A 25,060-nucleotide genomic window follows, 5' to 3' on the forward strand; every position below is an offset into this window, starting at 1 on the left:
GTTGCCATGATGCTGCCGCCAAAAAGTAGTAATAGATCAAACTGGCGGATCGGTGTCAAGTACCGGAAATCAGAAAATCAGGTGCGGAATGACGGATTTAACGGTTATTTAACCGTTATTCGACAAAAGGTTGCGCAGGGTCATGGTTGGTTACCGCCAGAGTCTAATTGTCACAAAAAGTTCCCGGAGTTTTGTTGCAAGCCCAAAAAACCGGTGATAGTCTGCCAGCCATAGTAACGCGATGCGTTGCTAACACAGGGAAATACAAGGACTTAGTGATTAACTACAGTAGGCATATAAAAACCATGAAAAAAACAATTCTTGCACTGACCATACCTGCGCTGTTCGCCACTTCCGCCAGCGCCGTGACCGTTTACTCCGACGAAGGCGCCCAGGTTGACCTGTATGGCCGCATTCAGATTGAAGGCAGCTCCCAGGACTATCAGGAAGTTAATGGAGATGCCACTTCCGAAGCCGAGAACTTCGGCGGTCAGGGCGAAGCCCGTCTGGGTGCCAACGTCAAGTATCAGTTGAACAACGACGTTGACCTGATCGGTAAGCTGGAATGGCAGGTGGCTGCCGAGAAGAGTGACGATTCCAAGTTTGACTCCCGTTACGCCTGGGCCGGTTTCCGCTTTATGGACACCACCGACCTGACCTTTGGCCGTGTCAACAGCCCCTATGCCCAGGCTCTTGATTATACCGATATTTTGAACGTATTCGGTGGCCAGGCCGCCTTTGGTGAAGAGCTGGGTACCACCGACAAGCTCGACGATATGGTTCGTCTGTCCTACGCCGCTAATGGTGTGGATCTGCGTGCCGGCTACGCCTTTAACGATAACGACAAGCTCGACGCCAATGCGGACGATTACGACGCTGATGGTGAAGAAAACCGCTGGAACGCTTCTGCCGGTTACACCGCTCCCTTCGGTCTGGGTGTTGTGGCCGCCTACGAGCAAATCAGCTTCCTCGATGGCCTCGATCAGGATAACTGGATTGTGGGTCTGAACTACTCTCTGGACGGTTTCTACTTTGCCGCCATCTACACCGAGCGTGAAAAAGACGTGCTGGGCGGTGGCAAGAACGAAGCCGAAGGCTATGAACTGCACGCCGAATATAACGTAGACGCCTGGAAGGTGCTGGCTCAGTACTCCAAGGAAGAATACGACGCTGTCGGTGCCGATAAGTACGACAGTCTCGACAACATTACCCTGGGTGTTCAGTACAAGCTGACCTCCAAGGCCAAGCTGTATGCCGAGTACGTAATCTCCGATTCCGAAATGCTGAATGGCGCTGGTGACGTGGTCACTAAAGACGACCTGTACGGCGTTGGTATCCAGTACAACTTCTAATTTAGCTTTGGCTAAACATTGAAGCTCAAAAAAGCCGGCGCAAGCCGGCTTTTTTATTGCTTTAAAGAGAGAATACGATTTTACTGACTCACGCCTCACGCCTCACGCCTCACGCCTCACGCCTCACGCCTCACGCCTCACGCCTCACGCCTCACGCCTTTCGTTACAGCTCCCAACTGCCGTGCTGGGCTTTGTTGTGCTTCTGCTCGCACGGGTCGCAGCGCTGACGACAGGGATCCTGCCATAGCTGTTCGCGCGGCAGCACGGCTTCGCAGTCGCTGCACAGGCCATAAAGGCCCAGTTGCCACTGGCACAGGGCCGCGTCTACCTGTTTGAGCGCGGTGATCCGGGGTTGCAGCTGGGGCCAGGCGGCCAGGGCTGGGTAGTCGGCCCATTCGTCGGGTGGCAATGGCTGCAGCGCGGCGGCCAGAGGGGCGTCCAGGGTCTGCAACGCCTGCCACAGCGCCCGACGCCGCCGTGTCGCCTCCGCCAGCAGGCGTTGCTCCAGTTCGCACAGGGTGATAGTGCTGCTCATGATGACATCCGGTGAGTGAAACAGGCCGCCAGTATAGGGTTGGCCACTGGTTGGCATCATGATGCATATCAAGACCGCATGGCTTTAAGTCGTCAGTTATAAAAAGGGGTCGGAGTCATTTATTAAATGACTCCGACCCCTTTTTCACGACCCCTTTTTCACGACCCCTTTTTCACCCCTCACCGTATCCAGCACCCGGCGAATGTCGTCGGTGTGCTTCAGGGTGCGAATGTGGCCGAACAAGTCCCGGGCCTGGGGGTAATACAGCTTGAGGTAGCTCAGCCATTGCTTGATGCGGTTGGGGTAATAAATCGCCTTGTTGCCCTCGACCTCCAGCGCCGAATAGTCCAGCAGCAGTTCGATGACCGCCGCCCAGCTCATGGGGGCGGCACCGGTCTTGATGGTGGCGGCCAGGTTGGGCAGCGCCAGGGCGCCCCGGCCCAGCATAACGTCGTTGCAGCCGCTTTGTTGCTGCGCCAGTTTCGCCTGTTCGGCGTTCCAGATCTCGCCGTTGACCACCACCGGTATCGACAGCGCCTGCTTTATGTCTGCCACCAGCGGCCAGTAGGCAGGAGGCCGGTAGCCGTCTTGCTTGCTGCGGGCGTGCACAGTCAGCTCGCTGATGCCACCCTCGGCCAGGGCCAGGCTGTTTTCCAGATAAGAGTCGCGCTCCGCCAGCCCCAACCGAATTTTGGCGGTCACCGGCAGGTGGGCCGGTACCGCGGCGCGCACCGCCCTGGCGATGCGATACAGTTGCTCGCTGTCGCCGAGCAGGGCGGCGCCCCCTCTGTGTTTGTTCACGGTCTTGGCCGGACAGCCGAAGTTGAGATCGATGCCCTCGGCACCGAGCCGACAGGCCTGATCGGCGTTTTCCGCCAGCCAGTCCGGCTCCTGGCCCAGCAGCTGAATGCGCACCGGGGTACCGGCGGGGGTGCGGCAGCCCCGGTGCAGCTCGGGGCACAGCCGGTAGAATACGCGAGGTGGCAGACGCATCTCGACCACGCGCACAAACTCGGTCACGCACAGATCGTAAGGGTTGATGCGGGTCAGCAGATCCCGCATCAGGTGGTCCAGTACCCCTTCCATCGGGGCCAGTATCAGGCGCATAGTCACTCTTGGTTAGCAAAAAAAGTCGGTAAAAAGGTCGGTAAAGGAAGATAGGTAAAAAGGTCGGTAAAAAGTCGGAAAAGCGGGGGATTGTAGCCTGCCGGGCCCGGGGAGCAAAGCCTCGTAGATAATGCTTCAGTTGCAGACATTGCAACTGAAGGAAATATCAAACACACAGAATTGATAGAACCGGCGCCAAGCTTGCCATCAGTGCTGAATTTGCCCCTCCCCCTTGGCAGCGGAGTCACAGACATAACAGAAGATATTCGCCAGGGGGAGGCGGGGAGGGGGTGTCGCTATGGCCTTGAAGAGTAACCCCTCCCCAACCCTCCCCTTGCGTTGCGCCCCGTTGTTCTTCTGATGATATCGAGGCCAAGGGGAGGGAGCAGACCGGCGTTACGCGCCGGTCCGGCGGTCCAATAAATTGGACCCTACGAGACAGGCCTTATATTTTATCATCGCCGAAACGGCTGTAACAGCAGCCGGTGCAGGCGCAGTTCGGCGGGGTTGCGAAACCGGTTCAACCCCAGGGTCATGCCGAGCTGGCCGGCCCGGGGCTGGGCCCGGTAGGTGCCGAACAGCCGGTCCCACCAGGGCAGGTTGAAGCCGAAGTTGCTGTCGGTTTCGATGGGGATGACCGAATGATGCACCCGATGCATGTCGGGGGTGACCAGCACCAGCCGCAGCCGGCGGTCCAGCCGTTTGGACAGCAGCACGTTGCCGTGGTTGAACATGGCGGTGGCGTTGAGCAGCACCTCGAACAGCAGCACCGCCAGCGCCGGGGCGCCCAATAAAGTGACCGCCGCCAGCTTGATCACCATGGACAGCAGAATTTCGAGCGGATGAAACCGCAGCCCGGTGGTGACATCGAATTCCAGATCCGTATGGTGTACCCGGTGCAGTCGCCACAGCCAGGGCACCGCATGAAACAGCCGGTGCTGCAGGTAAATCAACAAGTCCAGTATCAGCAGCGACAGCACAACACAGGCCCATACCGGCAGCGTGATGGCGTTGAACAGCCCCCAGCCTCGCTCGGCGGCAAGCCAGGCGGCCCCCACGGCGGCCAGCGGAAAACACCAGCGCAGCAGCAGGGTGTTGATGACCACCAGCAGCAGATTATGGGGCCAGCGGCGCAGGCGGCCTAGGTGCTGGGGTCGGCGGGGAGCCCGCCATTCCCACAGCATCATCAGCAACAAGACGCCGGCAAAAGCACCCAGTCGGATCAGCGGCTCAAGCTCGAATATCATGGCCGCCCTCTTTTGAGCGATGCAGCACGCCGGCCCAGGCCGATGGCAGCCAGAACAGGTCGTTGGGCTCGTCGATGTCCCGCAGGCGCTCGCCAGGTACGCAACGCCAGCCCAGCCGGGCGATGCGCTCCTGGGTTATTGCGGCGACCCTGTTGGTGCTCCAGGGCATGTGTTCGAACAGGCTGGCATGAAAGCGGCGCAGGCCGAGCAGGGCATAGCCGCCGTCAACGGTGGGGTGCAGCAGGCTTTCGGCGTTGGCCAGTCGCCGGGCGGCCCGGCGCAGCAGCAAGGGGGATAGTTGCGGGCAGTCGGTGCCAGTCAGCAGCACTTGTTCGTTGTTAAGCAGGCCCCGGCGGCTGGCCCCGGCCATGCGTCGGCCCAGGTCGCCGTGGCCCTGATCGCCGAGCTGGATGCCGGGCGGCAGCGGTATATCTTGCCACTCGCGGGTGCCGGGGGCGGGGCTCATGCACAGCTCGACCGGACCCAGATTGGCGGCCAGGCCGGCATTCAGGGTGCTCGAGAGCATCTGTTTGGCCAGGCGGGCGGCACCCTCGGCGCCCAAGGCGGGAATGAGCCGGGTTTTGGCCAGGCCGGGCAGGGGCGCCTTGGCGAAGATGATGATGCGGGTGCTCACCGATAGGCCCTCGCCAGTTGCTCGGGGCTGGCGCCGCGCCAGTAGGCGAAACGCAGTCGCCACATCAGCACCATGGTGCGCCACAGGCCTTTTTGCTCCCAGCGTCGGCCCGAGGTGATGACTTTCTGCCGCAGACAGGCCGGGGGACCAAGGTGCTTCAGCCGTTTGCCGAGTGCTATGTCTTCCATCAGCGGTTGCTCGGGAAAGCCGCCCACCGCCTCGAAGGCGCGGCGGCGCACGAAGAGGGCCTGATCGCCGGTGGCGATGCCGGTGAGGCGCGAGCGCAGGTTCATCATGCCGGCAATCACCGCCAACATGGGGTGGCGGCCGCAAATGGTCACATCGAAGCGGCCCCAGTGGTGGCAGACCAGTGCATCGGCAATCAGCCGGTCGGCGTTGGCGGGCAATCGGGTATCGGCGTGCAGAAACAGCAACAGATCGCCACGGGCTGCGGCGGCGCCGGCATTCATTTGAAGTGCCCGACCGGCGGGGGCGGCCAGTACCCGCATACCGGCCTGGTGCGCCAGGGCGACCGAGTCGTCGCTGCTGCCGCCGTCCACCAGTATCAACTCGGCAGTGGCCGAATAGGGGCGCAGCGCCTTCAGGGTGTCGGGCAGGGCGTCGGCTTCGTTCAGCATGGGTATGATGATGGACAGGCTCATGGCGGTGAGGGCTCGTCGTGCAGGGCGCCGCCGCAGCTGCTGCCCTGGCCGGCGGTGCAGCCATAGCAGTGCTCGGCCACCCGTACCGGCCGGCCGTTCAGATCCCGCTGCAGCAGATCCCGCAGATGAGGTTGGCCTGGTTCTTTAGCGGCATCGTTGCCGGCACCGGGCAGCCATAGCCCCAGCTGCTGGTTGAAGTCACAGTCGTACAGGTAACCCTGCCAGTCAACGCTCACCAGGTTGCGGCACATCAGGCCCGGCAGGTTGGCGGCGGAGAAGTTGTCTTTCAGCAGGCGCAGATAATGGTGGAACTGACGCTTGGTGATCAGGTAATCGCCAAACCGTTTGATCGGCATGTTGGCCAGGGCGAACAGGTGATTGAAGCGAATGTCGAAATGCTCCATCAGCTCGCGGCGATAGGCCGCCTCCAGCCCCTGCTGTTCGGGGGGCAGGGTCGGCCCCTGGGGGTTGTAGACCAGGTTCAGCACCAGCCCCGAGTCCGGCCGGCCGTAACCCAGCCGGTTCAGCTGTTGCAGGGCGGCGATACTCTTGTTGAAGGTGCCCTTGCCACGCTGGCGGTCGACGTTGTCCAGCTCGTAGCAGGGCAGGGAGGCGACGATGTCCACCTGCTGTTCGGCCAGAAAGCCGGCCAGGGTTTCCTGCCCCGGCTCGAACAGTATGGTGAGGTTGCAGCGGTCGATGACGGTGACGCCGAGTTGGCGGGCGGCCACCACCAGATCGCGAAAGCGCGGGTGCAGCTCGGGGGCGCCGCCGGTCAGGTCCAGGGTGGTGAGCTTTCGGGCCTTGAGCACCCGGGGGATTAACGCCAGATTGGCATCGTCCATCATCTCGGTGCGGTGGGGCCCGGCGGCCACATGGCAGTGCACGCATTTCATGTTGCACATGTAGCCCAGGTTTACCTGCAGGGTATCCAGCGCCTGGCGGCGTATGGCAGGAAAGTCGGTCAAATCCAGCAGCGGTAGGGTATCTCGCATCGTGATTCCTTCATCGAGTGGGGCCGTCTTCCGGCTTGTCGCTGGTATCATCGTCGGGTCTGGCAACGTAAGCCCGGGACAATGATCGTATGACCGGTAATTGCCGTTCGAAATTGCGACAGGCCTTGCACATCATGGTGTGCAAGGCCAGTGACAGCTTCTCGACGGTACCCAGCGGGCGCTCTTGGCTCTCGGACATCAGTTGCGTGGCTTTGTGGCAGCTCAGCATGGGCAGTCTCCTTGTTGTTGCCAGGTGTCTTCCAGGCATTCGCGCAGTCTCAACCGGGCCCGATACAGCAGCACATTGAGGTTGCTCACGGTCAAATCCAGCTCGCGACAGATCTCCGGGCTTTCCAGGCCGACAAACTCGCGCATCATGAAGGTGCGGCCCTGGTTGGGGGGCAGCTTGTCCAGACACAGCGCGAACAGGGCCCAGAATTCGTCGTCTTCCCGGCTGCTTTCGGGGGCGCTCCATTCCACCGGTCGCTCTGCCTTGTGCCACATGCCAAAGCGGTTGAACAGCCGCTCTTCCAGATCCGGGCTGTCATTGTTTCCCAGGCTGCTGACGGTGACCAGGCGCTGGTTCTTGCGGATCACATCGACAATCTTGTGCTTGAGAATGGCAAACACCCAGTTCTTGTAGGCGGCGCGGCCGGTGAAGCTGTCGGCGTACTGGAAGGCGCCTAGCAGGGCCTCCTGTACCGCGTCTTCCGCCAGGGCGGCGTCTTTCAGCTGTAAAGTGGCAAAGCGCAGCATCTGGCGGCGCAATGCATCGGACAGCAACGGCTGCTCCGGGTTATGTCTCTGATCCATAATGACTCTTTTTTTGTAGGTTCCTTCCCCTAGACTAGACGCTAACGCCACTACCGTTGTACCGCCAGCCTTGTCGGTGGTGTGATAACCATGTCGTTAAATCACGGTGTTAGTCGTGGCCAGAGCCGGTTTTGTTACAGTGTGGAATGAAGTTAGGGCAAGATAACCTTAATACAGCAGGGAGCGGACTGATGAGCCAGTATCGAATTTTCAAGGTAGAAGACGCCATCGCCTATGTACGAGAGGTTGAGGTGTTAGCGGAGTTGGCGGCCGAGCGGCCGTTGCAGGGCCAGGAAATCGGCGACGGCAACCTGAATCAGGTGTTTCGGGTGTGGGCACCGGGTGAGCCGCAGGGTGTTATCGTCAAACAGGCGCTGCCCTACATTCGCTGCATCGGCGAGTCCTGGCCGCTCACCCGGGATCGGGCCCGCATCGAGGCAGAAATACTGCTGCGCCATGGCGAATGCTGCCCGGAACACACGGTGGCGGTGTTGCACCACGACCCGGCGCTGTCGGTGATGCTGCTGGAGGATTTGTCCGATCATCGGGTATGGCGTCAGACCCAGCTGGCAGATCTGAGCTTTCCCGATGCGGCGGCGCAACTGGGCCGGTATCTGGCCCGGGTGCACTACCATAGCAGCGCCTTTCATCTCGATTATCAGGCGCAGCAGGCGGCGAAGGCCGGTTTTGCCAATCCGGCGCTGATGGCCATTACCGAAGCCGTCTTTTTTGTCGACCCGTTTCGGGATCACGAGCGCAACAACGTCGACCCCTTGATCCGTGCCGAGGCGGAGCAACTGTGGGCCGATGCAGCATTAAAGACAAAAGTGGCCAGGCTCAAACACGACTTTCGCACCAGAGGCGAGGCCCTGCTGCACGGGGATCTGCATACCGGCTCGGTCATGGTCGCCGAGGGCCGGCTCAAGGTAATCGACGCCGAATTTGGCGGCTATGGCCCCATGGGCTTCGATCTGGGGGTCATTATCGCCAATCTGCTGCTGAATTTCTGCAGTCAGCCGGGGCGGCACCCGGCAGATGACCGTCGGCGTTACCAGCAGCAACGCCTGGAGGACATAGGCTCCCTGTGGCAGCGCTTCAGGGCCGATTTTATCGCCCTGGCAGCAAAGAGCACCGATCCGGCCCTGGCCGAGCCGGGGTACGTACAGGCCTTTATGCGACGGGTATGGCAAGACGCCCTGGGTTACGCGGGCTGCGAGATGGTTCGCCGGACCATCGGCATCGCCCATGTGGCGGATCTGGACGGCATCGAGGACCCGGCCCGGCGCGCATCCTGTCAGCGGCAGGCGCTGGCGCTGGGGCAGACCCTTATCCTGGAGGCGGAGCAGCTGGATGAAGAACAACTCACGGCGTTATTGCTTGAACGGGTGATTTAACCGAAGAGCAAGCGATCTCTTCTTGGCACCCCCACCCAGCCTCCCCCTGGCGACAGCCGGCTTTTGTACCTGTATCCCCGCTGCTCAGGGGGAGGGGAAAAGACCGCGATCTCTCCAGGCAACGCTGGTTTATTCCCTCCCCTTTAATGCCCAATCTACAGGACTGCTGCGGGGTGCAACGCAAGGGGAGGGGTAGGGTGGGGCTTCTGTACCGGTTTTTCTTTCGGTTAAATGTTGTAAGGCTCCACGCTGGTGCCTTGCAGCGAATAGGCGGCGTCGCCCATGTCATTGCTGGCGCCGACGGTATGCAAGGTGCCGGTCACCCAGACCGCGTCCCAGAGATCGTCCACCTGGGCTCCGGCCGGATACTCCACGTAGACAATCTGGTTGGTGGGCGGCGGCGGCACATGAATACAGGCGCCGAAGTAGGGCACCAGCAGGAAGGCGGTCACCTGCTTGCTGTCGCCTTCCAGCGGCACCACAAAGCCGGGCAGCCGTACCTTGCGGCCGTTCAGGCTCGGTACCACCTTGCCGACGGGCTGGCCGGGAATGGCAAATTCATCATCGTGATCCACTTCGGGAAAAGGCGGCGGGTTCAGCTGCTCTTCCAGCGGGATCAGATCGTCCCATTCCAGCAAGCTGTAGTCATCGGCCCAGGCCGGGGAGGCCAGCAAGATCAGGGCGGTGAAGCAGGCAGCGAATGTTTTCATCAGTGCGTGATACTTCATCAGTGCGTGATACTTCATTAGTGGTTGATACTCATTCCATCGTTAACCGAATAACCGTAAGCCCGTGCCGCCGGCAGCAGGCCGATAATCATGCCCGCCAGCAGGGTCAGACCAATAAGACGCCATTCGCCCGCCTCGGGCCAGCCCGGGTACAGCAAAAGACCATATTGTGCCTGCACCAGGGGGGCCAGCAGTTGTAGCACGCCATATAGTAGCGCCAGACCGAGCAATACGCCAAGGGCGGTGAGCAAAGCGGCCTCCAGCGCCAGCAGGCCGAACAGGTGACGCGGGCCGGCGCCCAGGGCGCGCAGTATGGCCAGCTCCCGGCGCCGGGCCGAGAGTCCGGCCAGCAGGGTGGTCAGCATGCCCAGCAGGCCGGCGACCACCACAAACAGGGCGATGAAGGCGATGGCTTTTTCGGCGACGCCGAGCAGGCTCCACAGCTCGTGCAGGGCGCTGCCCGGCAGTATGGCCGACAGCGGCTCGGCCCGGTAACCGTTGATGGCCCGCTGCAGCCCGAACACCTGCACCTTGTTGTTCATGCCCACCAGAAAGGCGGTAATGGAAGCGGGGGTGAGATCGGCGGCGCGGGCCAGCTCTGGCGTTAGCGTTTGAGTCTTGCGGCCACTCTGCCAGCCGAGATGGATGGCCTCCAGACCGTCCAGTCGCACATGCACCGTCTTGTCCACCGGGGTGCCGGTGGGCGCCAGAATGCCGACCAGGGTAAAGGGCAGATCGTCGTGCAGGCTGAACGAGGTGTTGCCCGCACCGTGGGCGATGATGAGGGGATCATTCAAACGGTAACCCAGGGTGCGCGCCACTTCGGCGCCGATGACTGCCTCGAAGGTATCGCCGAAGGGACGGCCCTCGGCCAGCCGCAACGGCTGGTTGCGGCCATAGGCATAATGACGAAAGTAATCCTGATTGGTGCCCAGCACTCGAAAGCCCTGATGCGAGTCACCCAGGGCGATGGGAATGGTCCAGGCTACGCCCTTCTGTTTACTGATGCGCTGATAGCTGTCCCAGCTGATGTTGTTGGTGGGGTTGCCAAGGCGAAACACCGAATACAGCAGCAGGTTGATTTGCCCGGTGCGGGCGCCGACGATGAGATCGGTGCCGGACAGGGTGCGGGCGAAACTCTCTTTGAGCTCTATCCGCACTTTTTCGACCCCCACCAGCAGCATCACGCTGATGGCGATGGCGGCCAGGGTGAGGCCGGCGGTGAGCCGCCGGGCCCAGAGACTTTTCAGTGCCAGTATCAACATCTTGCGTGCTCGTTCAGTTCAGACAGGGAGACCACCCGGGAAAACAGCGGCTCCAGCGCCGCATCATGGCTGACAAACACCAGGGTACTGTGCTGGCGGCTGCATTCCCGGAACAGCAGCTCGATAAAGGCGGCCCGGTTGTCGGCGTCCAGTGCCGAGGTGGGCTCGTCGGCAATCACCAGCTCGGGGCGGCCAATCAGGGCCCGCGCCGCCGCCACCCGCTGTTGCTGGCCGATGCTCAAGGTGTGCACCGGCTGCGACCACAGCGCCGGGGGCAACTGCAGCTCGCTCAGCAGTCGTTCGGCCTCGGCGGTGGCGGAGGCCTGCAACCGGCGGCGCTTGTGGCGGGAGAAAATCAGGGCCGAAGTGACGTTTTCGGTGACCGACAGAAAGGGCAGCAGGTTGAACTGCTGAAAGATATAGCCCAGGTGATCAGCCCGAAAGCGATCCCGGGCCCGGCCCGAGAGACGCGACAGATCCCGGTCCAGTACCCTAAGTTCGCCACTGTCGGCCTGCTGTATGCCGGCCAGCAGGCCGAGCAGGGTGCTCTTGCCGCTGCCACTGGGGCCCTTGATGAAAAGCCGCTCACCGGCGGCCAGTTCAAAGTGCGGTATCTGCAGAATGGCTTGCTGGCCGGGCCAGGCGAAGCGAAGATCCCGTATCGATATCAGTGTGCTCATGGGCTCTTACCAGCTGAAGGTGGATTGTTCGGGGGTAAGGGTGGTGGCAATCTGGCCGGAAGGCACTATGCCCTGCAGCTCGAGCCGGGTCAGGCTGGGGAATTGCTCGAACAGGGTGGTAGAGAGCCGGTCCAGCGACTGGGGCTGCCGGCAATGATAGCGATATTGCACCAGTACGTCCTGATGGCCATGCGCATCATGTGTGCCATGCGTGCCATGCGTGCCATGTGTGTCATGTTCATCGTGTTCGTCATGCTTGTGCTCTTCCATCTGGTGATGATGGGTGTCTTCCTCAACCAGGCGGCTGTCGATAAGCCGGCAGGCGGCGGCCTCGGGCAGGGCGAACAGGGTTTCGGCCTGCTGCACCCGGTTGAGGGCGGCGGTCAGCTGGGCCAGCTCGGCATCGTTGCCGGGGGCATGTTCGAAGCCGACCATGTCGGCCGCCGGCGCCAGTAGTTCCAGCACCAGTTGTTGTTGGTCCAGCGCCAGGCTGAGGCGGCCGAAGCCGTGCTCGTGTACGCCGGGTAAACTCTGGGCGAACAGGCTGAAAGGCAACAGGGGCAGGACGAGGGCAAAAGGTGTAAGGGACATGACTGACTCCGGTATTTTTTGTTATGTTATAACGTCTTCTCGGCGTGCTGTAAAGAGGTGATGTTCCGTCCGAATAAAGTCGATAAAAGCCTGCTCGGCCCGGGACAGGCGGCGGTCGTTGGGCCAGGCCAGACAGAGGTCGAGAAAGTAGGGCTCGGCAAACGATACCGGGAACAGGTCGGCATCGTCCCTGATCACCCGGCGCAGAAAGGTGGTGATGGCAAAACCCTGACGCACCACGGCCTTGAGCAGCGGGATCAGGTTGCTCTCGAAACCGATATGGGGGCGGATACCGGTCTGCCTTGCCATCTCGTCGATGTATTCCCGGTGAAAGAAACCATGGCGAAACACCGCCAGCTCCTGACCGAGAAAGTCGTCGATGGCGATGGACGCCTGCTGGCGGGCCGGGTGGTCGCCATTGACCACCGCCACCATTTCTTCTCGCAGCAGGGGCAGGCCGGTTAGTCCCGGCGGCAAGGAGGAGGTCAGCACTATGCCAAGGCCCAGCCGACCCTGACATAACCGGGCCAACAGATCCTGGGTGCCGGCCTCTATCACCCGAATCGACAGCCCCGGATACCGATGCTTGAACGCCATCAGCAATGGCGGGAAATAAAAGGAGCCCAGCATGCTGGGTATGCCGATGCAGACTTCGCCGCTGTTGAGATCGTGCAGCGCCGCCATGTCCTGCTCGGCCAGGGTAAGGGCATGGAGGATACGCTCGGCATGCTGATGGAGCCGCTCACCTTCGGCGGTAAGCTGCAGTCGGCCCTGGCGGCGGTCGAACAGGACGGTCCCCAGCTGTTGCTCCAGCTTCTTGATGGTCATGGTCACGGCGGGTTGGGCCAGGTGCAGCCGCTCGGCGGCGCGGGTAATGTTGCCTTCCCGGACCACGGCGGCAAACTGGCGAAGCCATTTGGTTTCAAGCATAAGGTTTTGTTATTTATTTCATAAATTTTATATATTTCATTTATACGCAGGTGGAGATTAAGGTCAAGGTTCTACTCCGGGAGTAAGCCATGATCGATCTGAAAACCCCACTCTGGTGGCGTGCCACCCTGGCATTGGGCCTGGGCTCCATGCTGGTGTTCATCAACCTGTATCTGACCCAGCCGTTGTTGCCCCTGCTGGCCCGGGACTTTGAACTGTCGGCACTGTCGGCCAGCTGGGCCTTGTCCATCTCTACCCTGGGTCTGGCCATGGGGCTGCTGTTCTGGGCGCGGGTCGCCGACCGGCTGGGGCGCAAACCGGTGATGCTGGGCTGCCTGTTGGTGGCCATAGTACTGAGTCTGCTGATGGCGTGGCTGCCGGGCTTTGGCTGGTTGCTGACGGCGCGGGGCCTGCAGGGCTTTTTTCTGGCCGGGCTGCCGGCCACGGCGGTGGCCTATATGGGCGAGGAATTTACGCCCAGGGCCCTGGTGACCAGCATCGGTATCTATATTGCCGCCAACTCCCTGGGCGGCATCGCCGGGCGGGTGTTCGGCGGCTTGCTGGCCGAATGGGGCGAACAATGGGGGGGAACATGGGGGGGAGCATGGGGGAGTGGCTGGCAAACCAGCTTTCTGGTGCTGGGCACGCTCAGCCTGCTGTTGTGGCTACCGCTGCTGAAGTGGCTGCCGCCGTCCCGGCATTTTGTGCCGACCAGCAAAGGCGGAGGCATGAATGCGCTGTTGGGCCATATTCGCAACCCCTTGCTGTGGCCCGTGTACCTGGTGGGCGGGCTCAACTTCATGGTGTTTCTGAACCAGTACACCTATGTGGCCTTTTATCTGGCGGCGCCCCCCATCCAGATGGCACCGGCGGCGCTGGGCCTGCTGTTTATGACCTATCTCACCGGTACCTTTGCTTCCGGCATCAGCGGCTGGCTGATCAACCGCTTCGGGCTGTGTCGTACTTTGCTGGGGGCCATCGGCATCATGGCGGTCGGCAATCTCGGCCTGCTCAGCGATCGTTTGCCGGTGCTCCTGCTGGCGCTGCTGGTGGACAGTTTCGCCTTCTTTCTGGCCCATGCCTGCGCCAGCAGCTGGGTGGGGCGCCGCGTGCAGCAGCACAGGGCCCTGGCGTCGTCTTTATACCTGGTGTTCTACTATCTGGGCGCCAGCCTGGGCGGGCTTTACCTGTATCCCTTCTGGGGCTGGGCCGGGCTGCCCGGGGTGGCGCTGGGCATCATGCTGGTACTGCTGGTGACGGCGGGCCTCAGCCTGCGGCTGCTGCGACGGGAACGGATAATGTCCGGTGACATGCATACGAACAGTGTTTTGTAGGGTCCGATTGTTCGGACCGCCAGGCCTATACATAACACCTTCAGTCGAATGAATTCGACCCTACGGAGAATGCTGTTTTGCTTACCGCTTACCGCTTACCGCTTACCGCTGCTGTTGCTGTCTTTTGACCAGTACTCGTCGGGTACCGGCACCACCTCGTTACGGGCAATTTCGCGGGTGATGGTGTCGGCCAGGCTGTGGTGATGAAACTTGACTTGATAGGGGGGCAGGGCCAGGGTCAGCTCCGGGGCCGGGCCCTGTAACCCCTTGGTGTTGAAGGGCACATCGGGGTAGCTCTCCAGCAACCGGCCGAGGCTGTCGACCACGATTTCGCCGTGCTCCAGGCCGTGCCGATGCGCTTTGCCGGCCTTGGGGGCGGCCAGTTCGATACAGGGAATGGGGCCGAAGGGGCTGGTCAGCGGCTGATGCAACCGAAAGGTGATGATGGGTCGGTTGCCGATCATGCCTTCTACCAGACAGTCGGCAAACCGTGCCAGGGCGCTGCGCAGCCGCAGGTACTCTTGCCGGTCGGCGGCCCGATAACAGACATGATCCATGGGACCTAATGACGGCGGCAGGCCGTGCTCGAGCAGGCCCAGTTCCAGTTCAGCCAGAAAATGGCAAGGTTCGCCCAGCAGTTCATTCAGCGTCGACATCGGGGCTACCACTTTTTCTTGGGTTCAAACAACATATCGAGTTCGGATTTTTCCTGTTCCTCTTCGCGAACTCTCTGCTCCTGTTTTGCCTTGGTCCGGTTCTGGGCCTGATCCAGCTCGTTCAGTCGCAATTGCAGATTTTCTTCGATGCCTTTGAGTTGCTCGTCTTTGTCGGGCACCTGCTCCAGAACCCCGAGACCCTTGGCCAGCATCTGGCGGGCCATGTGGTTGTCTTTGTTATCAAGGGCAAGACGGGTGCGTTTGACCAGGTTGGCGAGGTTGATTTTCAGCTGCACCAGCTCCAGGCGGCGATCTTCTATTATAAAGGTCTGGTTGCCCAGCTTGCCGTTGTTGTGCTCGATGCGCAGCAGGGCTCGTAGCCGTTTCACAATTTTCAGCATATGGATGGCCTGTTGATCCGACTCGGGCGGCTTCAGACTGGCCTGCTCCATCTGGTAATGTTCTTGCACCTGCTGCAGCTGTTGCTCGGTATTGGCTTTGCGGGATTCCACCTGAGCATTGGCTGGATCCTGGCGATGCATGATGTTCAGGCTGTGCAGCATGCGCTGATATAAGGTCAGGGTCAGTGCCTTGCTGAACGGCAGTTGGCCGGCATGCAGCAGCAGTTCTTCGCACTCGTTGATGATGTTTTTATGTTTGAGTAACAAGGCGCGTTTTTCTGCTTCCTGCTTTTGTCGGTACTGCTGAAGCATATTGTAGATAATGACCAGAAACAGCAGGGCGCCTATGGTTATGAGGATCAGGGTCAGCGTCATGTGTCGGCGGCTCGATGATGGTGGCAACAAAGAAGAAATGTTACCCCAGTCCCCGGGATTTGGCTAATGTCCATCCGGGGTACCCCGTAAAAGTGGTGATAGTTCAGACAATTAACATATAACCGTTGGTTATTAATACATAACAAAGAGGATATTTTTACAGGGTCTGATAATATTTAGCTACGTCATCCTAATGTTGAGCCGCCATGAAACTGCAGCAGTTGCGCTATATCGTTGAAGTTGCCAATCACAATCTGAATGTGTCCGCCACCGCCGAGAGCCTGTATACCTCTCAACCCGGGATCAGTAAACAGGTGCGGATGCTGGAAGATGAACTGGGCATCCAGGTGTTTGAGCGTAGTGGTAAACACCTGACTCAGGTAACGCCGGCGGGCAAGGATATTATCCGTATTTCCAGCGAGATCCTCGGCAAGGTCGAGAGTATCAAGGCGGTGGCCAGCCAGCATACCCACCCGGATCAGGGCTCGCTCAACATATCGACCACCCACACCCAGGCCCGCTATGCGTTGCCGGACGTGATCCAGGGCTTCATCAAGCGTTATCCCAAGGTCTCGCTGCACATGCATCAGGGTACGCCGGTGCAAATCAGCGAGTCGGTGGCCAAGGGCTCGTCCGACTTTGCCATCGCCACCGAAGCGATGCATTTGTATCAGGACCTGATCATGCTGCCCTGTTACCACTGGAATCGCTGTATTCTGGTGCCTAAGGATCATCCGCTGGCCGGTATCGACAAGCCGGATATCGCCGACATTGCCCATTATTCGCTGGTGACCTATGTGTTTGGCTTTACCGGCCGTTCCGAACTGGATATTGCCTTTAACAAGGCCGGCTTCGAGCCCAGGGTGGTGTTTACCGCTACCGATGCGGACGTGATCAAGACCTATGTGCGCTTGGGCATCGGCATTGGCGTGCTCGCCAGCATGGCGGTAGACCCGGTGCAGGACCATGATCTGGTGGCCATAGACGCCAGCCATCTGTTTGCCTCCAGCACCACCAAGATAGGTTTTCGCAAGGGGACCTTTCTGCGCAGCTACATGTACGACTTCATGGAGCGGTTTGCGCCCCATCTCACCCGCGAGCGGGTAGACAAAGCCACTGCCCTGAAGTTACCGGACGAGATCGACAGGCTGTTCGAAGACGTGGAACTGCCGGTACGCTGACCACCTTCGGTGGAGCCGTGAGGCGTGAGGCTTCGTGTGGATATTCTGGTGTTGATTTTTTGTAGGGTCGCCTTATTTAGATAGAGAGTATTCGACCAACGGCGTTAAACGCGGGCCTTGCGGTCCAATAAATTGGACCCTACGAAACGGTATGCGGGGTACTGCAATACAAAAAGGAGCCGAAGGCTCCTTTACTGGCTTACAGCTTAAAGCGGTCTTTTACCATAAACACCGTAAAGCCCCGTCATTCATGGCGGGGATATAAGGTGTGAACGGCGTAGCCGTTCCGTGGTTAATGGGGCGTTTGTTGTTGCTCTATGTACTGGCGGATGATCTCTATCGGAGCCCCACCGCAGCTTGACGCAAAGTAGGATGGCGACCACAACGCCCCCTTGTAGTAGAACTTGGCTGCTATATCCGGCCGCTCTTTTCTCAATACCCGACTGGATGCCCCTTTCAAGCTGTTCACCAGCGCCGATACCGCCACTTTTGGCGGGTAATTCACCAGCAGGTGAACATGGTCAATCTCCCCATCCATCTCTTTCAGTTCAGCCTCAAAGTCAGCGCAGATCTTGGTGAACAGTGCTCTGAGGCGGTCGATGGCGGCCTTATCGAATACTCTCCTGCGATATTTGGCCACAAAGACCAAATGAACATGCATGGAGAAAACGCAGTGTCTGCCCGTTCTGATGTCGTTGAGTTTTTTCATGGACCAAACTATATTGTGATCATGCAACGACTTCAAGCCTTCAAATACGTACTTCGGCCAGATGGCCAGCAACAGCGGCAAATGCGCCGTTTCGCTGGCTCATGCCGCTTCGTGTTCAACAAGGCACTGGCGTTGCAGCAGGAGCGCCGCGAGCAGGGCGAGAAGAAGCTCGGCTATGCGGAACTGTGCAAGCAACTGACCCAATGGAAGCGGGACGGTTCAACCGCCTGGCTGGCCGACACACCCTCTCAGGCATTGCAGCAAACGCTTAAAGATCTGGAGCGGGCATACACCAACTTCTTCGCCAAACGAGCCGATTTCCCACGCTTCAAAAAGAAGGGGCATGGCGATAGCTTCCGCTATCCACAAGGTTGCAAACTCGACCAGGGCAATCGTCGCCTCTTCCTGCCCAAGTTGGGCTGGGTGCGCTACCGCAACAGCCGGGACGTGCTCGGGGTGATCAAGAACGTCACCGTGAGCCAGTCAAACGGCAAGTGGTATGCGGCTATCCAGACCGAACGGGAGGTCGCCGTGCCGATCCACCATGGCGGCGCGATCGGGATTGATATGGGTATTGCCCGCTTCGCCACCTTGTCAGATGGCGGCTTCTACGCCCCACTCAACAGCTTCAAGCGGCACGAAACCGCCTTGCGCAAAGCGCAGCAGGCGATGAGCCGAAAAACCACATTCAGCCGCAACTGGAAGAAGGCGAAAGCTCGTGTCCAGCGCATTCACTCCCGTATCGGCCACGCCCGCCGCGACTACCTGCACAAGTGCTCCACCACGATCAGCCAAAACCACGCGATGGTGTGTATCGAGGACTTGCAGGTACGGAACATGTCCAGGTCAGCGGCAGGGACGGCAGCGGCGCCGGGGCGCAACGTGCGGGCCAAGTCGGGTCTGAACAAGGCCATTCTCGACCAGGGCTGGTTCGAGTTCCGCCGCCAGCTCGACTACAAGCTGGCCTGGCAAGGCGGGCACCTGATAGCCGTGCCGCCGAAGAACACCAGCCGAACCTGCCCCTGCTGTGGGCATATCTCGGCGGATAACCGTCAGAGCCAGGCGCTGTTTGTCTGTGTGGCCTGTGGATTTGAGGAAAATGCCGATGTGGTCGGCGCGATCAATGTATTAAGGGCGGGACACGCCCGGTTAGCCTGTGAAGTGAGTGATGCATTAATGTCGCCAGCAGCAGGACCCCACCGAAGTGAGTTAAGCGCAAGCGTTTAACCGCAGTAGGAATCCTCGGCCTTTAGGCCGAGGAGGATGTCAATCCCCCAGGCCCTTGCCGGCGTCGTCCCTGGCGATCAGTTCAATCTTGTAGCCGTCCGGATCTTCCACGAAGGCGATGACGGTGGTGCCGCCCTTGACCGGGCCCGGCTCGCGGCTGATCTTGCCGCCGGCGGCACGGATCTGCTCGCACATGCCGTAGATATCGTCGGCTTCGATGGCGATATGGCCATAGGCGTTGCCCTGATCATACTGCTCTGTGCCCCAGTTGTAGGTCAGCTCCAGCACCGCTTCGTTTTCTTCTTTACCGTAACCGACAAAGGCCAGGGTGTACTGATATTCGGTGTTTTCGCTGGTACGCAGCAGTTTCATGCCCATGATATCGGTATAGAAGGCGATGGACTTGTCGAGATTGCCGACGCGCAGCATGGTGTGCAGTATACGCATGATTAACACTCCCAGAGTGATGTGGATGTAGAGGTTGGGTGTTTCCCGTCAGTCATCGGGATATTGTTTTTCTTTGTATTCGCATAAATCTTCAATCACGCAGGATCCGCAGCGGGGCTTGCGGGCGATGCAGGTGTAGCGACCGTGCAGGATAAACCAGTGGTGCACGTCCTGCTTGAACTCCGCCGGTACCCATTTCAACAGTTTTTGCTCCACTTCGTCCACGGTTTTTCCCGGGGCGAAGCGGGTACGGTTCGATAATCGAAAAATATGGGTATCCACCGCTATGGTGGGCCAGCCGAAGGCGGTGTTGAGCACCACGTTGGCGGTTTTGCGGCCCACGCCGGGCAGGGCTTCCAGCGCTTCCCGGTTTTCCGGTACCTGGCCGCCGTGTTGTTGCTGCAGTATGGCGCAGGTCTTGATGACATTGACCGCCTTGGTGTTGAACAGGCCTATGGTCTTGATGTGCTCCTTCACGCCCTCTACCCCCAGCGCCTGCATGGCGGCCGGGGTAGGACCGGCGGCAAACAAGCCGACCGTGGCCTTGTTGACGCTCACGTCCGTGGCCTGGGCCGACAGCAGCACCGCTATCAACAGCTCGAACGGATTGCGAAAATGCAGCTCAGTGGTGGGGTGGGGGTTTTCCGCCCGAAGCCGTTCCAGAATCTGGCGGCGTTTTTCCATGTTCATAATGAGGTGACTCGCGCGCGGGTAACTTCGGTCTTGGGCGCCGGCGCCCGACGGGCCGCCAGTCGGTCGTCCAGCCAGTTCTTGGCGGCGATCATCAGGCCCAGGCCGATAAAGGCGCCGGGGGGCAGTATTGCCAGCAGAAAGCCGTTATCCAGATGAAGTACGTCGATACGCAGGCTGGCGGCCCAGTCGCCCAGCAGCAGCTCGGCGCCGTCGAACAGGGTGCCCTGGCCCAGCAGTTCGCGCAGGCCGCCCAGCACCAGCAGCACGGCGGTGAAGCCCAGACCCATCATGAGGCCGTCCAGCGCCGCCGGCCCCGGCGTGGTTTTGGAGGCGAAGGCCTCGGCCCGGCCGATGATCACGCAGTTGGTGACGATCAGCGGAATAAAAATGCCCAGCGATTGATACAGGCCATAGGTGTAGGCGTTCATCAGCAGTTGTACGCAGGTCACCAGGCTGGCGATGATCATCACATAGATGGGTATACGCACCTCGCTGGGTACCCACCGGCGCACCAGAGAAACGGTGAGGTTGGAGCCGATCAATACCAGCATGGTGGCGATGCCCAGCCCCATGGCGTTGGTCAGGGTGCTGGTGACCGCCAGTACCGGACAGAGGCCGAGAATTTGCACCAGGGCCGGGTTATTGGTCCACAGACCCTGACGGATGATGTCTTTGTATTGTTCGCTCATACGCTATCTCCACACCGGGGGGCACTGGTCAGCAGACCGGGCTGCTGCTGAACCAGTAACAGTACCTTGTGCACCGCCTTGACCACGGCTCTGGGGGTGATGGTGGCGCCGGTAAAGGCGTCGAACTGGCCGCCGTCGCTGCGTACCGCCCAACGGGGGTCTTCTTCACCCAGTACCGATTGACCGTTGAAGTCGAGCACCCAGGGGGACTTTTTCAGTTCGATCTTGTCACCCAGGCCCGGGGTTTCATTATGGTTGAGCACCCGCACACCGCTCAGGGTGCCGTCTACCTTCACGCCCACCACCAGCTTGATCTCGCCGCTGTAGCCGTCGGGCGCGATGGCCTCGATGGCATGGCCTTGCGGCTGGCCGTCTTTCATGGCGGTAAACACGGGCAGGGCAGCGGAGGTCCCCAGAAACGGCTCGCTGCTCAGCATGACGCAGTGATCGAACAGGGGTTCGTCGTGGCTGTCGGCGGGCAGCAGCTCATCCAGCACCCGCAGCAGCTGGGCCTGCTCCTGCTCCATGATGGTGTCTCTGGTCAGGCTGTGGGTGAAGGCCACGAAGGCGGTACAGCCGAGGGCGAACAGCGCCAGCGTGATCCCGTTTTTACGCATCATTCCCAGCATCAGCGGGCCGCTCCGTAGGTGGTGGGTTTGGTCAGTGCATCAATCATCGGCACCGTCATGTTGGCCAGCAGCACCGCGAAAGCCACCGCATCCGGATAGCCGCCGAAGGTGCGGATCAGGTATATCAGCAGGCCGATCAGCACGCCGTAGATCAGGCGGCCGCGGAAGGTGGTGGAGGCCGACACCGGATCGGTGGCGATAAAGAAGGCACCGATCATGGTGGCACCCGACAGCAGGTGCATCATGGGGCTGGCGGTACCGTCCGGAGCCACCATGAAGCCAACCAGACTGAACAGCAGTACACTGCCGATAATGGCCACCGGAATGGGCCAGCTGATCAGTTTGAGACGCAGCATCACCAGGCCGCCGGCCAGATAGGCCAGGTTGACCCACTGCCAGCCGATGCCGGCCAGGCCACCGAATACCGGGGCAGCCAGTATTTCGCTGCCGGTATGGCCCTGACCAAAGCCGGTTTTAAGGGTGTCGAGCGGGGTGGCCATGGTGGTGCCGTCGGCCAGTTCGCGCAGCTGGTGCGGGCTGAAACCATCCAGGGTAAAGCCGGTGAAGATGGCGGACAGGCTGTCGGCAAAGGTGACCGGATACAGCTGCAGTTCCAGCGGCGGCAGCCAGCTGGTCATGTGCAGCGGAAACGACACCAGCAGCAACACATAGGCGACCATGGCCGGATTGAACAGGTTCTGCCCTATGCCGCCATAAAGCTGCTTGGCCACGATAATGGCGAAGGCGGTGCCGATCACCACCAGCCACCAGGGGGCCAGCGACGGCAGTGCTATGCCGATCAGCACCGCAGTCAGCAACGCCGAGTTATCCCTGAGTCGGCTCAAACGACGGCCGCGCAGGGCCAGTACCATCGCCTCGGCGCCGTAGGCGGTGAGCACCGCCAGCACAATCTGGATCAGGGTGCCCCAGCCGAAAAACCAGCACTGGGCGGCAATGCCCGGTATCAGGCAGTAACAGACCCGCCGCATCAGGGTGGCGGTGTCGAGCGGAGCGCGATCATGGGGTGAGCTGCTGATGGTAAACGCCATTAGGATTCGTCTTCTCGATCGGATGGGGTGAATGCCGCCTGCTTCTCGGCCTCGGCGGCCTGTTCGGCCTTGCGGGCCTTGGCGCGGGCCACGGCGGCCTTGATGGCCGCTTTCTTGTCGTCGGCTGCCGCACTGACGCCAGTTGCCGCACTGTCGGTCTGTGCTGCCGGAGGCGCGGCGGTGGGCGCGGCACCCGCTTCCTGTTCGGCCTTGCGGGCCTTGGCGCGGGCCACGGCGGCCTTGATGGCCGCTTTTTTGTCGTCGGCTGCCGCACTGTCGCCAGTCGTAGCGCTGTCGGTCTGTTCTGCCGGAGGCGCGGCGGTGGGCACGGCACCCGCTTCCTGGGCGGCCTTGATGGCCGCTTTTTTGTCGTCGGTTGCCGCACTGTCGCCAGTCGCAGCGCTGTCGGTCTGTGCTGCAGGAGGCGCGGCGGTGGGCACGGCTCCCGCTTCCTGTGCGGCCTTGCGGGCCTTGGCCCGAGCGACGGCGGCCGCCACGGCAGACTTCTTATCCGTCTCGGCGCTGCCGTTGGCATCAGGCTCACCGCTGGAGCTACCGGCCTGCGCCTGTTTCAGCTCGCGGTTGCGGCGGGCCTCTTCCTTGCGGGCGGCGCGGGCGGCGGCCATGTCGTCCGGGCCTTGCTCCTGCTGACGGGCCTTGACCCGGGCCAGGGCGGCGGCCACCGGATCTTCACCTCCGGCGGCGGCCTGTTCGGCCATGCGTGCCTTGCGCTCGGCGGCGGCTTTGGCCTGCCGGGCCTGGCGTTCTTCTTTTTCGCGGGTCAGCCGTTGCTGGCGCGCCTCGAAGCGTTGCCTGGCACGCTCGGCCAGTTCGGCTTCGCGCTGGGCATGGCGAATATCGGCCTTGGCCACCCGGTAATACTGCACCAGGGGTATGCTACTGGGGCACACATAGGCACAGGCGCCGCATTCGATGCAGTCGAACAGATGATGGTTGTTGAGCTTGTCGTGATCCTGACTGCGGGCATACCAGTACAGTTGCTGGGGCAAGAGGCTGGCGGGGCAGGCATCGGCGCAGTTGCTGCAGCGAATGCAGGCCATTTCTTCCGCCGGCGGTGCCAGCTCGGCCTGCTTTGGCGCCAGCACGCAGTTGCTGCCCTTGATGATGGGCGCGGCGGCGCTGTGCAGGGTAAAGCCCATCATGGGGCCGCCCATGATGATGCGCTGTTCCGGTTCGGGGTTCAGGCCATAGCGTTGCAGCAGATAACGCACCGGGGTACCGATATGCACCCAGGCATTGCCGGGCTCGGAGAAGGCCTCGCCGGCCAGGGTGACCACCCGGCGCGTCAGCGGCTCGTCGTCGATAACGGCCTGCTTGACCGCATACGCCGTGCCCACGTTCTGCACCACGATGCCGATGTCGGCGGGCAGGCCGTTGCGGGGCACCTGCAGGCCGGTAAGAATTTCAATCAGCTGTTTTTCACCGCCGGACGGGTACTTGGTGGGCACCGCTACTATCAGCAGGTTTTCGTCCCGGTTGGCGGCGCGCAATGCGGCCAGGGCCTCGGGCTTGTTGTCTTCCACCGCCAGTATGGTGGTCTGCGGCTGCACTATGTGGCGCAGTATCTCTACGCCCAGCAGTATTTCGGCCGGGTGTTCGCGCATCAGCCGGTCGTCGGCGCTGATATAGGGCTCGCACTCAACGCCGTTGATGATCAGGGCTTCTATGGTTTTTTTGCGCGGGGTCAGCTTGACGTGGGCCGGAAAACCGGCGCCGCCGAGCCCCGTGATACCGGCCTCATGAATGCGCTCCAGCAGCACGTCTGGGGCCAGCAAACGGAAGTCGGCCACCGGATAGCGGGGACGCCACTCATCTTCGCCGTCGGGTTTGAGTACGATGCACAGGCCGTCCAGCCCCGAGGGGTGGCACAGGGGCCTGTCTTCGATGGCGACAATGGTGCCGGACGTCGGCGCATGTACCGGTATCATCATGGGGTTGAGTGGCTCGGTCAGGGGCTGGCCCCTGAGCACCCGCTCGCCGACCTCCACCCTGAGCCTGGCCGGCTGGCCGATGTGCTGGCGCACCTGCAAAATCAGCTCTTCCGGCAGGCCGGCATGGCTGATGGGCGTGAGGTTGGCCGGCGCCTTGCGCTCGGGCGGATGAATGCCGCCATGAAAGCCGTGCAGCTTGCCTGCGTTGAGATCCTGTAACAGCGACATCTTAATCTACCTGCTTGATGGCGATGGGCGGCAGTTGCCATTTCCAGTTTTCGGGGGTGACCGACAGCGGAATCATTTCGATGCAATCGGTGGGGCAGGGATCCACGCACAGATCGCAACCGGTGCATTCGTCCGCAATCACGGTGTGCATCGCCTTGGTGGCACCGACGATGGCGTCTACCGGGCAGGCCTGAATGCACTTGGTGCAGCCGATACACATGTCTTCGTGAATAAAGGCGACCTTTTTCTCGGGCTCGGCGGCTTCCTCGCCCATGGCCTGGGGTTCGACCCCCATCAAGTCGGCAATCTTGCGCATGGTGGCATCGCCGCCGGGTATACACTTGTTAACGTCGTCACCATTGGCCACGGCTTCGGCATAAGGCTTGCAGCCGGGGTAACCACACTGACCGCACTGGGTCTGAGGCAGCAGTTCATCCAACTGCTCGACGATGGGGTCGGACTCGACCCGAAACCGGACCGCGGCATAGCCCAGGATCAGGCCGAAGATCAGGGCCAGCAGGGCCAGCACGGCGATGGCGATTAAAATATTGCTCATA

At 60.9% G+C, this 25,060-nt stretch carries 29 protein-coding genes; 6 read left to right on the forward strand and 23 right to left on the reverse strand.

Features of this window, described 5'->3' with window-relative positions:
* Positions 1-234 (forward strand): hypothetical protein (locus HNR62_RS14400; protein ID WP_204796778.1); only part of this gene is annotated, 234 nt, incomplete at its 5' end.
* Positions 235-305: 71 nt separating this feature from the next.
* Positions 306-1,352, forward strand: a complete 1,047-nt coding sequence (locus HNR62_RS14405) for a porin (RefSeq protein ID WP_204796779.1) — start codon at positions 306-308, stop codon at positions 1,350-1,352.
* A 163-nt stretch (positions 1,353-1,515) separates the two neighbouring features.
* Here HNR62_RS14405 and HNR62_RS14410 read toward each other — a convergent pair whose 3' ends face one another.
* The 8 genes from HNR62_RS14410 to HNR62_RS14445 all read right to left on the reverse strand — a co-directional run bounded on the left by HNR62_RS14410 (position 1,516) and on the right by HNR62_RS14445 (position 7,345).
* Positions 1,516-1,887 carry a transcriptional regulator, TraR/DksA family protein gene (locus HNR62_RS14410; protein WP_204796780.1) on the reverse strand — a complete coding sequence of 124 codons (372 nt, stop codon included), beginning with the start codon at positions 1,885-1,887 and terminating at the stop codon, positions 1,516-1,518.
* A gap of 144 nt (positions 1,888-2,031) precedes the next feature.
* Entirely contained in the window at positions 2,032-2,994 is a 963-nt protein-coding gene (locus HNR62_RS14415) for a tRNA-dihydrouridine synthase (RefSeq protein WP_204796781.1), read from the reverse strand.
* Positions 2,995-3,449: 455 nt separating this feature from the next.
* Entirely contained in the window at positions 3,450-4,241 is a 792-nt protein-coding gene (locus HNR62_RS14420; protein ID WP_204796782.1) for a sterol desaturase family protein, read from the reverse strand.
* Positions 4,225-4,875 carry a TIGR04282 family arsenosugar biosynthesis glycosyltransferase gene (locus HNR62_RS14425; protein WP_204796783.1) on the reverse strand — a complete coding sequence of 217 codons (651 nt, stop codon included), beginning with the start codon at positions 4,873-4,875 and terminating at the stop codon, positions 4,225-4,227. Before HNR62_RS14425 ends, HNR62_RS14420 begins: the two co-directional genes overlap by 17 nt.
* On the reverse strand, positions 4,872-5,537 hold the full coding sequence (locus HNR62_RS14430; protein ID WP_239552831.1) for a TIGR04283 family arsenosugar biosynthesis glycosyltransferase: 666 nt from the start codon (positions 5,535-5,537) through the stop codon (positions 4,872-4,874). The genes HNR62_RS14425 and HNR62_RS14430 overlap by 4 nt, the downstream gene beginning before the upstream one ends.
* On the reverse strand, positions 5,534-6,532 hold the full coding sequence (arsS, locus tag HNR62_RS14435) for an arsenosugar biosynthesis radical SAM (seleno)protein ArsS (RefSeq protein ID WP_204796784.1): 999 nt from the start codon (positions 6,530-6,532) through the stop codon (positions 5,534-5,536). Before arsS ends, HNR62_RS14430 begins: the two co-directional genes overlap by 4 nt.
* A gap of 10 nt (positions 6,533-6,542) precedes the next feature.
* A complete protein-coding gene (locus tag HNR62_RS14440; protein WP_204796785.1) occupies positions 6,543-6,761 on the reverse strand; it encodes an anti-sigma factor family protein in 219 nt (72 codons plus the stop codon).
* Positions 6,755-7,345, reverse strand: coding sequence for a sigma-70 family RNA polymerase sigma factor (locus HNR62_RS14445; protein ID WP_204796786.1), 591 nt, complete (start codon positions 7,343-7,345; stop codon positions 6,755-6,757). The genes HNR62_RS14440 and HNR62_RS14445 overlap by 7 nt, the downstream gene beginning before the upstream one ends.
* Before the next feature lie 191 nt (positions 7,346-7,536).
* On the opposite strand from HNR62_RS14445, the gene mtnK reads away from it, so the two are divergent.
* Positions 7,537-8,739, forward strand: a complete 1,203-nt coding sequence (gene mtnK / locus HNR62_RS14450) for an S-methyl-5-thioribose kinase (protein ID WP_204796787.1) — start codon at positions 7,537-7,539, stop codon at positions 8,737-8,739.
* Between the two features lie 227 nt (positions 8,740-8,966).
* Here mtnK and HNR62_RS14455 read toward each other — a convergent pair whose 3' ends face one another.
* The 5 genes from HNR62_RS14455 to HNR62_RS14475 are packed head-to-tail and all read right to left on the reverse strand — an operon-like array spanning position 8,967 to position 12,933.
* Positions 8,967-9,449 (reverse strand): DUF3299 domain-containing protein, encoded by a 483-nt coding sequence (locus HNR62_RS14455; protein WP_204796815.1) that lies wholly within the window; start codon positions 9,447-9,449, stop codon positions 8,967-8,969.
* 35 nt (positions 9,450-9,484) lie between these two features.
* Positions 9,485-10,732 carry an ABC transporter permease gene (locus HNR62_RS14460; protein ID WP_204796788.1) on the reverse strand — a complete coding sequence of 416 codons (1,248 nt, stop codon included), beginning with the start codon at positions 10,730-10,732 and terminating at the stop codon, positions 9,485-9,487.
* Positions 10,726-11,412 (reverse strand): ABC transporter ATP-binding protein, encoded by a 687-nt coding sequence (locus tag HNR62_RS14465; protein WP_204796789.1) that lies wholly within the window; start codon positions 11,410-11,412, stop codon positions 10,726-10,728. The genes HNR62_RS14460 and HNR62_RS14465 overlap by 7 nt, the downstream gene beginning before the upstream one ends.
* 6 nt (positions 11,413-11,418) lie before the next feature.
* On the reverse strand, positions 11,419-12,003 hold the full coding sequence (locus HNR62_RS14470) for a DUF2796 domain-containing protein (RefSeq protein ID WP_204796790.1): 585 nt from the start codon (positions 12,001-12,003) through the stop codon (positions 11,419-11,421).
* 21 nt (positions 12,004-12,024) lie between these two features.
* Positions 12,025-12,933 carry a LysR family transcriptional regulator gene (locus tag HNR62_RS14475; RefSeq protein ID WP_204796791.1) on the reverse strand — a complete coding sequence of 303 codons (909 nt, stop codon included), beginning with the start codon at positions 12,931-12,933 and terminating at the stop codon, positions 12,025-12,027.
* Positions 12,934-13,022: 89 nt separating this feature from the next.
* On the opposite strand from HNR62_RS14475, the gene HNR62_RS14480 reads away from it, so the two are divergent.
* Complete coding sequence (locus HNR62_RS14480) at positions 13,023-14,267, forward strand: MFS transporter (RefSeq protein ID WP_204796792.1); 1,245 nt, start codon at positions 13,023-13,025, stop codon at positions 14,265-14,267.
* Between the two features lie 95 nt (positions 14,268-14,362).
* Here the strand turns inward: HNR62_RS14480 and HNR62_RS14485 are convergent, their stop codons facing one another.
* Both HNR62_RS14485 and HNR62_RS14490 read right to left on the reverse strand, forming a co-directional pair.
* Positions 14,363-14,923 (reverse strand): VOC family protein, encoded by a 561-nt coding sequence (locus tag HNR62_RS14485; protein ID WP_204796793.1) that lies wholly within the window; start codon positions 14,921-14,923, stop codon positions 14,363-14,365.
* Positions 14,924-14,928: 5 nt separating this feature from the next.
* Positions 14,929-15,699 carry a DNA repair ATPase gene (locus tag HNR62_RS14490; RefSeq protein WP_204796794.1) on the reverse strand — a complete coding sequence of 257 codons (771 nt, stop codon included), beginning with the start codon at positions 15,697-15,699 and terminating at the stop codon, positions 14,929-14,931.
* Between the two features lie 206 nt (positions 15,700-15,905).
* On the opposite strand from HNR62_RS14490, the gene cysB reads away from it, so the two are divergent.
* Positions 15,906-16,880 carry an HTH-type transcriptional regulator CysB gene (cysB, locus tag HNR62_RS14495; RefSeq protein WP_204796795.1) on the forward strand — a complete coding sequence of 325 codons (975 nt, stop codon included), beginning with the start codon at positions 15,906-15,908 and terminating at the stop codon, positions 16,878-16,880.
* Positions 16,881-17,172: 292 nt separating this feature from the next.
* Here the strand turns inward: cysB and tnpA are convergent, their stop codons facing one another.
* Positions 17,173-17,589 carry an IS200/IS605 family transposase gene (gene tnpA, locus HNR62_RS14500; RefSeq protein WP_204796796.1) on the reverse strand — a complete coding sequence of 139 codons (417 nt, stop codon included), beginning with the start codon at positions 17,587-17,589 and terminating at the stop codon, positions 17,173-17,175.
* A gap of 21 nt (positions 17,590-17,610) precedes the next feature.
* Here tnpA and HNR62_RS14505 point away from each other — a divergent pair, with 21 nt between their 5' ends.
* Complete coding sequence (locus tag HNR62_RS14505) at positions 17,611-18,816, forward strand: RNA-guided endonuclease InsQ/TnpB family protein (protein ID WP_239552833.1); 1,206 nt, start codon at positions 17,611-17,613, stop codon at positions 18,814-18,816.
* A gap of 39 nt (positions 18,817-18,855) precedes the next feature.
* Here HNR62_RS14505 and gloA read toward each other — a convergent pair whose 3' ends face one another.
* From gloA to rsxB, 7 genes are read right to left on the reverse strand one after another with little or no spacing between them, the layout of a single operon-like run.
* Positions 18,856-19,263 carry a lactoylglutathione lyase gene (gene gloA, locus HNR62_RS14510; protein ID WP_204796798.1) on the reverse strand — a complete coding sequence of 136 codons (408 nt, stop codon included), beginning with the start codon at positions 19,261-19,263 and terminating at the stop codon, positions 18,856-18,858.
* A gap of 48 nt (positions 19,264-19,311) precedes the next feature.
* Positions 19,312-19,953: an endonuclease III gene (gene nth, locus HNR62_RS14515; RefSeq protein WP_204796799.1), complete on the reverse strand. Its 642-nt coding sequence runs from the start codon at positions 19,951-19,953 to the stop codon at positions 19,312-19,314.
* Positions 19,950-20,645, reverse strand: a complete 696-nt coding sequence (locus HNR62_RS14520; RefSeq protein WP_204796800.1) for an electron transport complex subunit E — start codon at positions 20,643-20,645, stop codon at positions 19,950-19,952. Before HNR62_RS14520 ends, nth begins: the two co-directional genes overlap by 4 nt.
* Positions 20,642-21,274, reverse strand: a complete 633-nt coding sequence (gene rsxG, locus HNR62_RS14525) for an electron transport complex subunit RsxG (RefSeq protein WP_204796801.1) — start codon at positions 21,272-21,274, stop codon at positions 20,642-20,644. Before rsxG ends, HNR62_RS14520 begins: the two co-directional genes overlap by 4 nt.
* Positions 21,274-22,323 (reverse strand): electron transport complex subunit RsxD, encoded by a 1,050-nt coding sequence (rsxD, locus tag HNR62_RS14530; RefSeq protein WP_204796802.1) that lies wholly within the window; start codon positions 22,321-22,323, stop codon positions 21,274-21,276. Before rsxD ends, rsxG begins: the two co-directional genes overlap by 1 nt.
* Positions 22,323-24,503, reverse strand: a complete 2,181-nt coding sequence (gene rsxC, locus HNR62_RS14535) for an electron transport complex subunit RsxC (RefSeq protein WP_204796803.1) — start codon at positions 24,501-24,503, stop codon at positions 22,323-22,325. The genes rsxD and rsxC overlap by 1 nt, the downstream gene beginning before the upstream one ends.
* Before the next feature lies 1 nt (position 24,504).
* Positions 24,505-25,059: an electron transport complex subunit RsxB gene (rsxB, locus tag HNR62_RS14540; protein ID WP_204796804.1), complete on the reverse strand. Its 555-nt coding sequence runs from the start codon at positions 25,057-25,059 to the stop codon at positions 24,505-24,507.
* Position 25,060 lies beyond the last annotated feature (1 nt).

Origin of the sequence: Oceanisphaera litoralis (genome assembly GCF_016907015.1) — a bacterium.
Classification (GTDB): domain Bacteria; phylum Pseudomonadota; class Gammaproteobacteria; order Enterobacterales; family Aeromonadaceae; genus Oceanimonas; species Oceanimonas litoralis.

Coding starts and splice junctions, on each gene's coding strand:
- rsxC (WP_204796803.1), bottom strand. CDS start 24,503: ATGTCGCTGTTACAGGATCTCAACGCAGGCAAGCTGCACGGCTTTCAT.
- HNR62_RS14505 (WP_239552833.1), top strand. CDS start 17,611: ATGCAACGACTTCAAGCCTTCAAATACGTACTTCGGCCAGATGGCCAG.
- tnpA (WP_204796796.1), bottom strand. CDS start 17,589: ATGAAAAAACTCAACGACATCAGAACGGGCAGACACTGCGTTTTCTCC.
- mtnK (WP_204796787.1), top strand. CDS start 7,537: ATGAGCCAGTATCGAATTTTCAAGGTAGAAGACGCCATCGCCTATGTA.
- HNR62_RS14475 (WP_204796791.1), bottom strand. CDS start 12,933: ATGCTTGAAACCAAATGGCTTCGCCAGTTTGCCGCCGTGGTCCGGGAA.
- rsxB (WP_204796804.1), bottom strand. CDS start 25,059: ATGAGCAATATTTTAATCGCCATCGCCGTGCTGGCCCTGCTGGCCCTG.
- HNR62_RS14430 (WP_239552831.1), bottom strand. CDS start 5,537: ATGAGCCTGTCCATCATCATACCCATGCTGAACGAAGCCGACGCCCTG.
- HNR62_RS14405 (WP_204796779.1), top strand. CDS start 306: ATGAAAAAAACAATTCTTGCACTGACCATACCTGCGCTGTTCGCCACT.
- HNR62_RS14440 (WP_204796785.1), bottom strand. CDS start 6,761: ATGCTGAGCTGCCACAAAGCCACGCAACTGATGTCCGAGAGCCAAGAG.
- arsS (WP_204796784.1), bottom strand. CDS start 6,532: ATGCGAGATACCCTACCGCTGCTGGATTTGACCGACTTTCCTGCCATA.
- nth (WP_204796799.1), bottom strand. CDS start 19,953: ATGAACATGGAAAAACGCCGCCAGATTCTGGAACGGCTTCGGGCGGAA.
- HNR62_RS14410 (WP_204796780.1), bottom strand. CDS start 1,887: ATGAGCAGCACTATCACCCTGTGCGAACTGGAGCAACGCCTGCTGGCG.
- cysB (WP_204796795.1), top strand. CDS start 15,906: ATGAAACTGCAGCAGTTGCGCTATATCGTTGAAGTTGCCAATCACAAT.
- HNR62_RS14490 (WP_204796794.1), bottom strand. CDS start 15,699: ATGACGCTGACCCTGATCCTCATAACCATAGGCGCCCTGCTGTTTCTG.
- HNR62_RS14470 (WP_204796790.1), bottom strand. CDS start 12,003: ATGTCCCTTACACCTTTTGCCCTCGTCCTGCCCCTGTTGCCTTTCAGC.
- rsxD (WP_204796802.1), bottom strand. CDS start 22,323: ATGGCGTTTACCATCAGCAGCTCACCCCATGATCGCGCTCCGCTCGAC.
- HNR62_RS14415 (WP_204796781.1), bottom strand. CDS start 2,994: ATGCGCCTGATACTGGCCCCGATGGAAGGGGTACTGGACCACCTGATG.
- HNR62_RS14465 (WP_204796789.1), bottom strand. CDS start 11,412: ATGAGCACACTGATATCGATACGGGATCTTCGCTTCGCCTGGCCCGGC.
- HNR62_RS14455 (WP_204796815.1), bottom strand. CDS start 9,449: ATGAAAACATTCGCTGCCTGCTTCACCGCCCTGATCTTGCTGGCCTCC.
- HNR62_RS14520 (WP_204796800.1), bottom strand. CDS start 20,645: ATGAGCGAACAATACAAAGACATCATCCGTCAGGGTCTGTGGACCAAT.
- HNR62_RS14480 (WP_204796792.1), top strand. CDS start 13,023: ATGATCGATCTGAAAACCCCACTCTGGTGGCGTGCCACCCTGGCATTG.
- HNR62_RS14445 (WP_204796786.1), bottom strand. CDS start 7,345: ATGGATCAGAGACATAACCCGGAGCAGCCGTTGCTGTCCGATGCATTG.
- HNR62_RS14460 (WP_204796788.1), bottom strand. CDS start 10,732: ATGTTGATACTGGCACTGAAAAGTCTCTGGGCCCGGCGGCTCACCGCC.
- HNR62_RS14485 (WP_204796793.1), bottom strand. CDS start 14,923: ATGTCGACGCTGAATGAACTGCTGGGCGAACCTTGCCATTTTCTGGCT.
- HNR62_RS14420 (WP_204796782.1), bottom strand. CDS start 4,241: ATGATATTCGAGCTTGAGCCGCTGATCCGACTGGGTGCTTTTGCCGGC.
- rsxG (WP_204796801.1), bottom strand. CDS start 21,274: ATGCTGGGAATGATGCGTAAAAACGGGATCACGCTGGCGCTGTTCGCC.
- gloA (WP_204796798.1), bottom strand. CDS start 19,263: ATGCGTATACTGCACACCATGCTGCGCGTCGGCAATCTCGACAAGTCC.